Annotated in this window: 10 protein-coding genes; 1 reads left to right on the forward strand and 9 read right to left on the reverse strand. The window is 51.8% G+C overall.

The window, feature by feature from the left end:
- Positions 1 to 19: 19 nt before the first annotated feature.
- Complete coding sequence (locus AC3ZPD_RS03630) at positions 20 to 787, forward strand: HAD family hydrolase (RefSeq protein WP_490982912.1); 768 nt, start codon at positions 20 to 22, stop codon at positions 785 to 787.
- Positions 788 to 823: 36 nt separating this feature from the next.
- Here AC3ZPD_RS03630 and AC3ZPD_RS03635 read toward each other — a convergent pair whose 3' ends face one another.
- From AC3ZPD_RS03635 to pdhA, 9 genes are all read right to left on the reverse strand, one after another.
- Positions 824 to 1,372, reverse strand: coding sequence for a hypothetical protein (locus AC3ZPD_RS03635; RefSeq protein ID WP_490982913.1), 549 nt, complete (start codon positions 1,370 to 1,372; stop codon positions 824 to 826).
- 129 nt (positions 1,373 to 1,501) lie between these two features.
- Positions 1,502 to 3,943, reverse strand: a complete 2,442-nt coding sequence (locus AC3ZPD_RS03640; RefSeq protein WP_490982914.1) for a type IA DNA topoisomerase — start codon at positions 3,941 to 3,943, stop codon at positions 1,502 to 1,504.
- Positions 3,944 to 4,205: 262 nt separating this feature from the next.
- Positions 4,206 to 5,693 carry a glutamate synthase subunit beta gene (locus tag AC3ZPD_RS03645; RefSeq protein ID WP_490982915.1) on the reverse strand — a complete coding sequence of 496 codons (1,488 nt, stop codon included), beginning with the start codon at positions 5,691 to 5,693 and terminating at the stop codon, positions 4,206 to 4,208.
- Positions 5,694 to 5,815: 122 nt separating this feature from the next.
- Complete coding sequence (locus AC3ZPD_RS03650) at positions 5,816 to 6,301, reverse strand: dihydrofolate reductase (RefSeq protein ID WP_490982916.1); 486 nt, start codon at positions 6,299 to 6,301, stop codon at positions 5,816 to 5,818.
- A 16-nt stretch (positions 6,302 to 6,317) separates the two neighbouring features.
- Complete coding sequence (thyA, locus tag AC3ZPD_RS03655) at positions 6,318 to 7,112, reverse strand: thymidylate synthase (RefSeq protein WP_490982917.1); 795 nt, start codon at positions 7,110 to 7,112, stop codon at positions 6,318 to 6,320.
- Positions 7,113 to 7,319: 207 nt separating this feature from the next.
- A complete protein-coding gene (lpdA, locus tag AC3ZPD_RS03660) occupies positions 7,320 to 8,747 on the reverse strand; it encodes a dihydrolipoyl dehydrogenase (RefSeq protein ID WP_490982918.1) in 1,428 nt (475 codons plus the stop codon).
- 3 nt (positions 8,748 to 8,750) lie between these two features.
- A complete protein-coding gene (locus AC3ZPD_RS03665) occupies positions 8,751 to 10,397 on the reverse strand; it encodes a 2-oxo acid dehydrogenase subunit E2 (protein WP_490982919.1) in 1,647 nt (548 codons plus the stop codon).
- A gap of 31 nt (positions 10,398 to 10,428) precedes the next feature.
- A complete protein-coding gene (locus AC3ZPD_RS03670; RefSeq protein WP_094093095.1) occupies positions 10,429 to 11,406 on the reverse strand; it encodes an alpha-ketoacid dehydrogenase subunit beta in 978 nt (325 codons plus the stop codon).
- Between the two features lie 156 nt (positions 11,407 to 11,562).
- Positions 11,563 to 12,630 (reverse strand): pyruvate dehydrogenase (acetyl-transferring) E1 component subunit alpha, encoded by a 1,068-nt coding sequence (gene pdhA, locus AC3ZPD_RS03675; protein WP_490982920.1) that lies wholly within the window; start codon positions 12,628 to 12,630, stop codon positions 11,563 to 11,565.
- Between the last annotated feature and the right edge of the window lie 46 nt (positions 12,631 to 12,676).

The following is a 12,676-nucleotide window of genomic DNA, read 5'->3' on the forward strand; positions in this document are numbered from 1 at the left end:
AGCAAAAGGAGTGCCTACCATGTCAAACAAACCACATTTGCATCAGCACATTATTTTTGATCTCGATGATACATTGATTTATTGCAATAAATATTTCGAAGCGGTGCTGGATGAATTTACGCTTGCGCTTCAGGCCTTGCTGGGCAAGGATAAGCTGACTGCCCAGGAAATCCGGGCCAAGCAGGTGGAAATCGATGTGGCCGGCGTTCACCAGGTGGGCTTTGCCAGCCATCACTTTCCTCAATCGATGGTGGAAACGTACCGCTATTTCGCCTCCCTGCTTGGCCATCCGGCCAATCAAATCGAAGAGGCCCGGATTACAAAGCTGGGGCTCAGCGTATACGATCAGCTCGTCGAACCTTATCCTGGCATGATTGAAACACTCGACGTATTGCAGGCCCAAGGTCATGATCTGTATTTGTATACGGGAGGCGAAACCGCGATCCAGCAGCGAAAAATCGATCAAATGAAGCTGGATACCTATTTTGGAGACCGGATCTATATCCGCCAGCATAAAAACTTCGAAGCGTTGGAGGAGATTATCTCCCTTCACTCGTTTGACCGCAGCCGGACCTGGATGATCGGCAACAGTCTCCGTACGGATATTGAACCCGCCGTCAAAGCCGGCATTAACAGCATTTACCTCAAACAGCCCGATGAATGGGTTTATAACATCATTGAACTGAAACCGGCCAAAGATACAACGCTGTATACAATTTCGTCATTGACGGAAGTTCCCGATGTCATCGCAAAAAATATGACCGCCAAACACAAACGGACCCTTTAAGGGTCCGTTTTTCGAGGTTTCTCCAGTGTATCCATCTTAATCCGCACTCGCTTCCCCCGCTATGTCCCAGCGGCTGCGAAACTTTTCCAGGTTCGGATGCGGTACTTCGGGAGCGGCGGAAACAATCAGCCTGATCCGCTTGATCACTTCTTTAAAAGCATCATAACCGGCCAAACGGTTGGCCATTTCCGGCGTTACATACAGAAAGAGAGGCCCGCCGTATATTTCCTCGAGATGGCGGACCGCCGCCTCGAAAGGCGTATATTTCTTGCGTCTTCCTTCCCAGCTCTCCAGCGTGACCAGCGAGCTGCCAAACTCCTGCTTCCAGCCAATCAGCATCTTCTCCCTTTTGTGGTAAGGAGCAGCCGGGGTTTTGGTCATCCGTCTTAACGTTTCTTCATGCAGCGGGTACAACACCAGCTTCGAGAAGAAGCGCTGCCGGGCCGTTTCCAGGGCCGCCGCCAACTTCTGCTCCAATTCTTCTTCCTCCCCGGAATCAAAGCTGTCGTAAAACACCAGCACGCCTTTAACCGTCCGCACCGGCGCTTCATATCCGAAAGGCACTTGGGCCGTCTCCCTTTTCATAAGGACCTCCTTGCTGCGCTATCTTAATATATAGCTTACCCTTTAATTGGGACGTTACATCCATAAGGAAGGGCCACTTTAAAAAGAATTCCGCTCCGATAATTCTGCCAAGAGAATTCCAACCCGGTCCTATTCCCGTTCCAACTCCAGCTTTCCGGTTGAACGATCCGAGAGAACGATCCGCGCCTTAAATTCCGCGCCTGTCTCCGGTTTAAAAGACAGCAGCTGGGTTCGCCCTTTCTGGAGCAGGGCGTTCAGCATCGCTTTGGATATCGTTTTTCCGCCAAATTCCTTCCAGACGACAAACCCGCAGCCCTGCTTGAAATGCGTACAGCCGTAGCCTTTACGCCCTTCGATGAGCTGGCCACCGCAGCCCTGGCGGGGACATTCGCCGAGCACTTCACGCTCTGCAGGAGCGTTTGCGGCCTGCATTTTGCCGGCTGAAGCGGCACCCGAAGCCACATTTGTCGCAGCAGCAGCATTTCCTGACCGCCGAACGGCCGTCGCCGTCATGCCTGCTCCGCTTTCGCTGTAGCCGGACCGGCTGCCGCCCGCCAGACTCCCGGCCGCAGCGGGAACGGAAGCCGGGACTCCCTCTCCTGCCTCTCCGCCCCCGGTTCCCCGGGAGCTGCGCGTTTTCGCCCCGGCGGAAGACGAAGAAGCGCCGCCGCGGGGACTGCGGACTTTTTTGGCCTGTTTCTGCTGCCCTTCAAACAAAGAAGCATCCGCCTTCTGCTGTACCCGGACTTTGTCCACGATGGAAACGGTGAACCGTTTGACGTTTTCCATAAATTTTTCGGCTTCCGCTTCCCCACGCGAGATCTGGTAAAGACGGCGCTCCCATTGGCCCGTCATTTCCGGCGAGGTCAGCAGCTCGACGCCCGCATGGCGGATCAGCTCGACGGCGGTGCGGCCTTTTTGCGTGACCGTGATTTTTTTCCCCTGCATCACGATGTAACCGACCTTCTTCAACCGTTCGATCGTGGCAGCCCGGGTGGCCGGTGTGCCAAGTCCCGCATCCTTCATGACTTCGCGCAGCTCATCGTTCTCCAGCTGTTTGCCCGCGCTCTCCATCGCCTTCAGCAGCGTGCCTTCCGTGTAGGCTTTGGGCGGTTTGGTCGCCTTTTCTTTGGCGTCGGCTTTTTTGCAGAGGACGTCCTGCTCCGGATCGACGGAAAAAGGTTCGCTTACCAGCTCCTCCTCCTGCTCGTCTTCGTCGTCTTTTTTCTTGCGGCTCCGTGAGCCTGAGCCAGAGCCTGAAGCATTCCCGTCATCCGTTTGGCAAATCTTCCAGCCCAGAGACAGCAGCTCTTTTACATTCGTTTTGAAGGTTTCGTCCCGGACGACCGTCAACACCGTATGCTGCTTGTATTCCGCGGGCGGATAGAAATGCGCCAGAAAACGCCGGATCACCAGATCGTAAATCTGCTGCTCCTCTTTGCTGAGGGCAGACGGGCGTTTCAGCGTCGGCAAAATCGCATGGTGGTCCTCCACCCGCTGCGGGTTGCAGACCGCTTTGTTGTTTTTATTGACCCGGCCGGGCTCAGCGCCATCGGCCAGTTCTTTGTACGGCGACGATTTCAGCATCTGCAGCGTTTTCTGCATGCCGTCGATGTTTTGTTCCGTCACATAGTTGGAGTTCGTACGCGGGTAAGTGATCACCTTGTGACGCTCATACAGCGCCTGCGCGATATCCAGCGTTTTTTTGGCCGAAAAACCGTATTTCGCGTTGGCTTCCCGCTGAAGCAGCGTCAAATCATACAGCCTGTAAGGATATTCTTTCGTGTCCTTCACTTCATATTGGGTGATCCGCCCCTGCTGCTTGCGCACCTTCTCGGCAATCGCCGCCGCTTTCTCGGCATCCGTTAGCCGCTCTCCCTGCCAAGTGCCTGTATAAGAACGTTCTCCTTGCTGAAACACGGCTTTAATTTCGTAAAAAGTCTGCGAGTCAAATTTCTCGATTTCGATCTGCCGGTCATAAATCAGCGCCAGCACCGGCGTTTGTACCCGGCCTACCGACAGCAGCTCGCGGTGTTTGGTCGTAAAAGCTCTCGAGGCATTCATGCCCACCAGCCAGTCCGCTTCGCTCCGCGCTCTCGCGGCCATCGTCAGGTTATCGAATTCATGCCCGTCCCTTAAGCTGCTGAAGCCTTGAGCGATGCTCTCGGATGTCAAATCGGAAATCCACAGCCGTCGCACCGGCTGCCGTAATTTAAGCTGCTGCTGAATCAGCGCAAAAATATACTGCCCCTCCCGCCCGGCATCGCAGGCGTTGACGATACGGTCGCAGCGTTTGGCCAGCTCTGCAATCGTCTTCAGCTGGTCTTTCGTTTTCGGATTCGGCACGATCCTGAACTGCTCCGGCAGAATCGGAAGGTCGTTAAAATTCCAGCGTTTGTATTTCGGGTCATAAGCATCCGGCTCCGCCAGCTCGAGCAGATGGCCGATCGCCCATGTAATGATGTAATTATCGCCCTCCAGATAGACTCGGTTATTTTTGGCGCGGGGTTCTATCACCCTGCCAATTGTCCGTCCCATGTCCGGTTTCTCTGCGATTACGAGCGTCTTCAAACCCATTCCCCTTTCTCTCGCGAAAGAAAGGACCTCCGCCTGCCTAAGAGCAAATCGGCGAAAGTCCTTTTCTACCAATATGGCTATTATACCATAATTTTGGAATGGTTGTCCTGAGAGGCTTGAGTCTGACAAACGAGAGAAACAAAAAAGCCCGCATTCTCGTTCAGAGAACACGGGCTTCGAGCTTCAATGAAAATGAAATAGGCCTCATTTGTTTCAGGCTTATGCAGTGTTTCGAGTTTAAGCCAATGTATCAAACTTAAGCCAACACCGTAGCGCCCATCAGGAATTTATCAACCTCTTTGGCGGCTTCGCGGCCTTCGTTGATTGCCCAAACCACGAGGCTTTGGCCGCGGCGCATATCGCCGGCAGCAAATACTTTTTCATGGTTGGTTACGAACTTGCCGTATTTCGCTTTGATGTTAGTTCTGCGGTCGGTTTCCAAACCAAGCTGCTGGGCCAGCGTTTGCTCCGGTCCGTCAAACCCGATGGCGATCAAAGCAAGCTGAGCCGGGAAAACCCGCTCCGTGCCTGGAACCGGCTGATAGATTTTGCGGCCCGTTTCGTCTACGATCCGTTCGATTTGAATCGTATGCAGCTCTTTCAGGTTGCCGTTTCCGTCGCCAACAAATTTGGTGGTCATAATCGAAAACTCACGCGGATCGTTGCCAAATACCGCTTTGGCTTCCTGGTGTGCATAATCCAAAGTATAAACGTTAGGGAACTGCGGCCAAGGGTTTTGAATCGGGTCGCGCTCCAAAGGTGCTTTCGCATGGGTACCGAACTGGGTTACGCTGCTGCAGCCGTGACGCAAAGCGGTTGCTACGCAGTCAGAGCCAGTGTCGCCGCCGCCAATCACGATCACATCTTTGCCTTCGGCGGACAAATATTGGCCGTCTTCAAGGTTGCTGTCCAGGTAGCTCTTGATCGTGCCGTTCAGGAACGGCATTGCATATTCGACACCTTTCAAATCGCTGCCTTCGATGTTGAACTCGCGGGGTTTCGTCGCTCCGCCGCACAAAACAACGGCATCGTATTCATCCACGAGTTGCTGAGCCGGAATATCTTTGCCGATTTCCGTGTTCGTAATAAACGTGATGCCTTCGGCTTCCAGCAGCTTCACGCGGCGTTCAACCACGCTTTTCTCCAGCTTCATGTTCGGAATGCCGTAAGTAAGGAGCCCTCCGACACGGTCTGCACGCTCGTAAACCGTCACCAGATGACCGGCTTTGTTGAGCTGAGCTGCTGCGGCCAGTCCGGCAGGACCGGAGCCGACAACCGCTACCCGGCGGCCGGTGCGATGTGCAGGAGGCTCGGGAACGACCCAGCCTTCTTCAAACCCTTTTTCGATAATTGCCTCTTCAATCGTTTTGATCGTTACAGGCTGTCCTATCAAACCTACCGTACAGGACCCTTCGCAAGGCGCCGGACAAATACGGCCCGTAAACTCGGGGAAATTGTTGGTTTTGTGCAGACGGTCCAGCGCTTCTCTCCAAAGGCCGCGGTATATAAGATTATTCCACTCCGGAATCAAATTGTGCACCGGGCAGCCGGATGTTCCGCCAAGCATGTCGATTCCCGTATGGCAATATGGCGTTCCGCAGTCCATGCAGCGGGCACCTTGTGTACGAAGTTCTTCTTCAGACATATGTTTGTGGAACTCTTCCCAATCTTTAATCCGCTCCGCAGGACTACGATCACCCGGAAGCTGGCGTTTAAATTCCATAAAACCCGTTGGTGTAGACATAACCATTTCCCCCAGTCTCTTCGTTATCCTTACTCTTGTTCATGTTTCAACTAGTTTATCACCGCATATGTCAGCATTTTAATGGACTTATGAGTGAAAAGTTTGTACTTTTATACACCTCACTACGAACGTTCATAAGTAAGGAATTTGTATTTATACGGATTTTTTTCATCGGTAATGCCCTGGCGTTCTTCTGTCAGCCGAAAAAGACTCCAATCGATCTCGGGCATCACCACGTCTCCTTCGATCTTTTCCTCAATCACCGTAACCAGCAGTTTATCGGCAACCGGCAGGAAAAACCGGAACAGCTCAGCACCGCCGATCACCATCAGCTCCCCTTGCTCTGCTAACCGCTTGGCTTCATCGAAGGTGTGAATCACTTCAGCGCCTTCCGCTTGGAACGCTTTATCGCGGGTAAGCACAACATTTATACGATTTGGCAGAGGTCTGCCGTTCATTGATTCCCAGGTTTTGCGGCCCATCAGCACCGTTTTTCCTGTCGTTTGCGCTTTGAAAAAAGCCATATCCGCGGGCAGCCGCCAAGGCAGCGCGTTATCGCGTCCAATGACGCCGCCCTCTGTCATCGCCCAAATTAACGTCATACTCATCCGTTAGTCCTCCCTTTTAAATCGCCACAGGAGCTTTAATACCTGGATGATGTTGATAGTTGACAAACTCGAAATCCTCAAACTTGTAATCGAAGATAGATTCCGGTTTGCGTTTAATGACAAGCTGAGGCAGCGGGAAAGGTTCCCGGGCCAGCTGCGTCTTCACCTGCTCCATATGGTTGGAATAGATATGCACGTCTCCTCCGGACCAGATAAATTCTCCTGCCTCCAGATCGCACTGCTGGGCAACCATATGGGTTAGCAACGCGTAGCTGGCAATGTTAAACGGCAGTCCCAGGAACGTATCCACTGAACGCATGGTCAGCATGCAGGATAATTTGCCGTTTGCGACGTAAAACTGGAATACAAAATGACAGGGCGGAAGTTTCATGTTATCGATCTCGGCGACGTTCCAGGCGCTAACCAGGTGACGACGGGAGTTAGGGTTCTTTTTGATCCCTTCCACCAAAGCGGCAATCTGGTCGATCGTGCGGCCGTCCGGCGTTTCCCAGGCCCGCCACTGCGAGCCGTACACCGGACCCAATTCGCCGTTTTCGTCGGCCCATTCATCCCAGATCGTGACGCCGTTTTCTTTTAAATAAGATATGTTCGTATCCCCTTTAAGGAACCAGAGCAATTCATGAACAACCGACTTCAAATGAATCCGTTTTGTAGTGACCAGCGGAAATCCTTCGTTTAGATCAAACCGGAGCTGACGGCCAAATACGGAAAGGGTACCGGTACCGGTCCGGTCTCCTTTTGCCACGCCATGATCGAGAATATCTTGTAACAAATCCAAATATGCTTTCATTAAAGTCCTTGCACCTCGTTTATGTTCGGCCTCAAACCTTCAGGCTTGCGGTATATTTAACGTTCATTATATCATTCCGCGTAAGGTTTGGGAGATTCAAATCCTTTATCAGGCTAAAAAACCACTCTTTATGGGTCCACTTGTCCCCAACGTTAAAAAAGGAGCGAGAACGTAATCGTTCTCGCTCCTTGCTAGCCGATATCGCGCTTATTTTTTAGGCGCCAATACGTGGATTGGATGACCTTCAACAAGCTCGGCCGTTTCCATAACCAATTCGCCAAGAGTCGGGTGAGCGTGGATGGTCAAGGAGATATCCTCAAGGGTAGCTCCCATTTCAATAGCCAGACCCAGCTCGGCAATCAGGTTGGAGGCTTCGGTCCCAACAATTTGTGCGCCGATAACCAGTTCAACGCCGTTTTCTTCTTTGGCTACGATCTTCACGAAGCCGTCAGGCTGGTTCAGAGACAAAGCACGGCCGTTGCCCGCAAACGGGAATTTGCCGACTTTGACTTTGTAGCCTTTTTCTTTCGCTTCGGATTCGGTGTAACCTACGCTTGCACATTCCGGATCCGTGAAGCACACGGCCGGAATCGCTTTGTAGTCGACAACGGATGGAAGTCCGGAGATCGCTTCTGCGGCCACTTTACCTTCGTAAGAAGCTTTGTGAGCCAGCGCAGGACCTGGAACCACGTCGCCGATCGCGTAGATTTTAGGGTTGGAAGTACGGCCTTGGTGGTCGACTTTGATCAGACCGCGGTCCGTAACTTCAACGCCTGCCAGTTCAAGACCGAAGTCTCCGTCCGTATTTGGACGACGGCCAACGGTCACGAGCAGGTAATCCGCCGTAATTTCTTTGGCTTCGCCGTTTACGGAATATTTAACCGTTACTTCTTTATCGTTTTGTTCAGCACTTTCCGCTTTTGCGTTCGTGATGATTTCGATATTGGTTTTAGCCATGTTTTTCGCAACGAGGCGAGTCATGTCTTTATCGAAGCCTGGCAGGATGCTGTCCATGCCTTCGATGATGGTTACTTTTGTTCCGAATTTGGAGTACATTTGACCCAATTCGGCACCAATGTAACCGCCGCCGATGAGCACCAGGCTCTTAGGAATTTCAGGCAGGCTCAAGGCTTCCGTCGAAGACAGAATGCGACCGCCGAACGGGAAAGGTTTCAGTTCGATCGGACGGGAACCTGTTGCGATGATACAATGTTTGAAGCGGTAACGAGGAGCTTCGTTGTCGTTAAACAAACGGGCTTCCGTTTCGTTGATAAACATGCATTCGCCTTTGAAGACTTCAACTTGGTTGCCTTTCAGCAGCCCGGAAACACCGCTGGTCAGCTTTTTAACAACGCTGTTTTTGAACTCCTGGGTTTTGCCAAAGTCCACTTTAACATTTTCAGCGGATACCCCAAAAGCGTCGCCGTGTTGGGCATTTTCAAATTGGTGTGCCGCAGAGATCAAAGCTTTGGAAGGGATACAGCCAACGTTCAAGCAAACGCCGCCCACTTCCGCTTTTTCTACGATCAAAACTTTTTGGCCCAGCTGAGCGGCGCGAATAGCCGCTACATAACCGCCGGGACCGGCACCAATGACCAGTGTATCGATATCAAGAGACGCGTCTCCTACTACCATTACTTACACCTCCATAACAAGCAGCTCAGGGTTAGCGAGCAGCTCTTTAATGTAATTCATGAAGTTTTGAGCTGTAGCGCCGTCGATCAGACGATGGTCAAAGCTCAGGGACAAGGCCATAACCGGAGCCACGACGATTTCGCCGTTTTTCACAACCGGTTTCTCAGAGATGCGGCCCGTACCCAGGATCGCCACTTCAGGATAGTTGATGATCGGAGTAAAGAACATGCCGCCGGCAGAACCGATGTTGGTGATGGAGATCGAGCTGCCTCTCATTTCAGCCGGACTCAGTTTGCCGTCGCGGCCGCGGGTAGCCAGGTCGCGGATCGCGTCAGCGATCATCCAGATGCTCTTGCGGTCTGCATCTTTGATAACCGGTACGATCAAGCCGTTATCCGTATCGGTAGCGATACCGATGTTGTAGTATTTTTTATAAACGATCTCGTTGTTCTCTTCGTCGATGGAAGCGTTAAGAGCCGGGAATTTGCGGGAAGCCGCAACCAAAGCTTTGACGATGAACGGAAGATAAGTAACTTTTGTACCTTTCTTCTCGGCGATCGGTTTAATGCGTGTACGGAAAGCAACCAGCTCAGTTACGTCCACTTCGTCCATGATCGTAACGTGCGGAGCGGTGTAAGCCGATTTAACCATCGCATTGGAAATCGCTTTACGGATCCCTTTAAATGGTACACGTTCTTCTTCGCCGTTTGCTGCAGCTGCTGGAGCGGATGCTGCCGCCGCTGCTTTAGGAGCTGCTGCGGATGCCGCTGGCGCAGAAGCTGCAGGAGCCGCGGATGCTGCCGGTGCAGCAGCGGAGCCGCCTTTCTTGAACGCGTCAACGTCTTCGCGGGTGATGCGTCCGCCTTTGCCTGTACCTTTTACTTGGGACAGGTTGACGCCTTGTTCGCGGGCAAATTTGCGCACGCTAGGCGTAGCCAATACTTCCGCATTAGGAGCGGCAGGAGCAGAAGAAGCGCCTGTGTTGGCGCCGCCTTTTGCAGCGTCAGCTTCTTGAGCCGCAGCTTGTACAGGAGCGGACTCATGGCCAGCTTGCTCAGGAAGCTCGCCTTCCGCGTCGATAACGGCAACCACTTGACCTACGCGGAATACAGCGCCGTCTTTACCGAACACTTCAAGCACCGTACCGTTTACCGGACAAGGAACTTCAACAACGGCTTTGTCGTTTTGAACTTCCATAATGATATCTTCGTCGGTTACTTTGTCACCCGGCTTGATGTGCATTTTAATGATTTCGCCTTCATGCAGGCCTTCGCCGAGTTCCGGGAACAAATATTCAAATTTCGAAGATCCCGCGGAAGCAACAGGAGCTGGGGCCGCTGCTGCAGCCGGAGCTGCAGGAGCCGGTTCGCTGTGCGCTTCAGGAGCGCCTTCCTGTTCAGGAATCTCACCTTCAGCTTCAATTACAGCAACGACCTGACCTACGCGGAAAACCGCGCCGTCAGCGCCGAACACTTCCTGTACTACACCGTTCACAGGGCAAGGCACTTCAACTACAGCCTTGTCGTTTTGCACTTCCATAATAATATCTTCGTCGGTTACTTTATCCCCCGGCTTGATATGCATTTTGATGATTTCACCTTCATGCAGACCTTCGCCCAATTCAGGGAAGCGGTATTCAAATTTTGCCACCAGGAAGACCTCCTCTGTAATGATTTAAAAATTAAAATTCGCGAACTTGTTGAACCGCAGCGATGATGCGGGCAGGAGTCGGGAGCCAAGTATCTTCGATTTGCGCAAACGGATAAACGGTATCCGGAGCAGCGACGCGAAGCACTGGAGCTTCCAGGTGAAGAATCGCTTTTTCGTTGATTTGGGCAATAACTTCCGCGGCGATGCCCGCGGATTTTTGAGCTTCCTGAACCACGATAGCGCGGTTGGTTTTCTTAACGGAAGCAATGATAGTGTCGATATCAAGCGGCACCAAGGTGCGCAGGTCGATCACTTCGGCTTTCACGCCGGTTTTTTCCAGTTCGTCAGCTGCTTTGATCGCCGTATGCACCATCATGCCGTAAGCGATAATGGTTACGTCGGAACCTTCACGAACCACTTTTGCTTTGCCAAGCTCAACGGTGTAGTCGCCTTCAGGCACTTCATCGCGGAAAGCATGGTAGAGGTTCAAGTGTTCCATAAAAAATACAGGGTCGTTATCACGAATCGCAGAGATCATCAGACCTTTAGCGTCGTAAGGATTGGAAGGAACAACCAGTTTAATACCTGGAGTTTGTGCGATCAGGCCTTCCAAAGCGTCCGTATGCAGCTCGGCTGCTTTAACGCCGCCGCCAAATGGCGTACGGAAGACGATTGGAGCGTTATAACGTCCGCCGGAACGGTAACGCATACGCGCAGCTTGAACCACAATTTGGTCCAAAGCTTCGAAGATAAAACCTACGAATTGAATTTCGGCAATCGGGCGGAAACCTTGAATACCCAAACCTACTGCCAAACCGCCAATCGCGGATTCAGCCAGCGGAGTATCAAATACGCGCTCTTCACCAAATTGTTTTTGCAAACCTTCAGTCACACGGAAAACGCCGCCGACATGGCCTACGTCTTCCCCGAAGATTACAACGTTCGGGTCGCGTTCCAGCTCGACGCGCATTGCGTCGCGGATCGCTTCTTTCATATTCATTTGTGCCATTGCTATTACTCCTCCTTAACGATTTCCTCATCACGTTCAAAACCTGTATATAAATCGTATATATGGGATCCATCCAAACGTCCTTCACCGGCACCCCTTCTTATTATGTAAAAAGACGCGGGCCGGCGGAGGGCTCAGAGGAACAAAGGTCCGATCTTATTTAAAGTCCGCTTTTTGTTCTTCAAGATGTTTAGGCGTAGTTTCGAACATGCTGTCGATCAAGCCCGGAACCGTCATTTTTTCGGTTTGCTCGGCTTTTTTGATCTGTTCGTTGACTTTCGCTTTAGCTTCTTCTTTCACGCGGGCTGTATCTTCTTCTGTCCAAAGGCCTTTTTTCTCCAGGTATTTGGCAAGACGGTTGATCGGATCTTTTTCGCTCCATTGTCCTTCTTCTTCTTTCGTCCGGTACTTGGAAGTATCGTCGGAAAGGGAATGCGGACGGAAACGGTAAGTGACGGCTTCGATCAAAGTAGCGCCTTCTCCGTTACGGCCGCGTTCAGCAGCTTCTTGAACCGCTTTGATAACGGCGAAAACGTCCATACCGTCGATTTTAACGCCTTTGATACCGGCCGAAACCGCTTTATGCGCGATGGACAATGCGCCAGTTTGTTTAGCGAAAGGAGTTGTGATTGCATAACCGTTGTTTTGTACGAAGAAAATAACCGGCAGCTTAAATGCTCCAGCATAGTTCAAACCTTCGTAGAAGTCGCCTTCGGAAGATCCGCCGTCACCGGTGTAGGTGATTGCGACTTGTTTTTGCTTCTTCAATTTGTAGCCCATTGCGATTCCCATCGCGTGAAGGATTTGTGCGCCGATGATAATTTGCGGCATAAGCACGTTTACGCCTTCAGGAATTTGTCCGCCATGCTGATGGCCGCGGGAGTACAGGAATGCTTGGTAAAGCGGAAGGCCGTGCCAAACGATTTGCGGCATGTCACGGTAACCAGGACATACGAAATCTTCTTTTTGCAGTGCGAATTCACTGCCTACCATTGTTGCTTCTTGACCGGAAACCGGTGCATAGAAACCAAGACGGCCTTGGCGGCCCAGGTTGATGGCGCGTTCATCCCAAGTACGGGTGAATACCATACGGTACATAATTTCTTTCAATTGATCGTCAGTCAGGTCGGGTACTTTATCAGGATTAATAATTTCGCCGTCCGGAGAGAGTACGGACAAAGCTTCCACTTCTTCCGTATATACTTCATAAGGAACCTTGCTCATGTTTTTCACCTCGACAAAATATTTGAATATCATGCTCCGCTGTTAT

It is taken from the genome of Paenibacillus mobilis (assembly GCF_058267595.1).

What these genes read in the sequence shown, in the direction of transcription:
- AC3ZPD_RS03630 (WP_490982912.1), top strand. Translation starts at nt 20, where the DNA reads ATGTCAAACAAACCACATTTGCATCAGCACATTATTTTTGATCTCGAT.
- pdhA (WP_490982920.1), bottom strand. Translation starts at nt 12,630, where the DNA reads ATGAGCAAGGTTCCTTATGAAGTATATACGGAAGAAGTGGAAGCTTTG.
- AC3ZPD_RS03635 (WP_490982913.1), bottom strand. Translation starts at nt 1,372, where the DNA reads ATGAAAAGGGAGACGGCCCAAGTGCCTTTCGGATATGAAGCGCCGGTG.
- AC3ZPD_RS03650 (WP_490982916.1), bottom strand. Translation starts at nt 6,301, where the DNA reads ATGAGTATGACGTTAATTTGGGCGATGACAGAGGGCGGCGTCATTGGA.
- AC3ZPD_RS03670 (WP_094093095.1), bottom strand. Translation starts at nt 11,406, where the DNA reads ATGGCACAAATGAATATGAAAGAAGCGATCCGCGACGCAATGCGCGTC.
- thyA (WP_490982917.1), bottom strand. Translation starts at nt 7,112, where the DNA reads ATGAAAGCATATTTGGATTTGTTACAAGATATTCTCGATCATGGCGTG.
- AC3ZPD_RS03645 (WP_490982915.1), bottom strand. Translation starts at nt 5,693, where the DNA reads ATGTCTACACCAACGGGTTTTATGGAATTTAAACGCCAGCTTCCGGGT.
- lpdA (WP_490982918.1), bottom strand. Translation starts at nt 8,747, where the DNA reads ATGGTAGTAGGAGACGCGTCTCTTGATATCGATACACTGGTCATTGGT.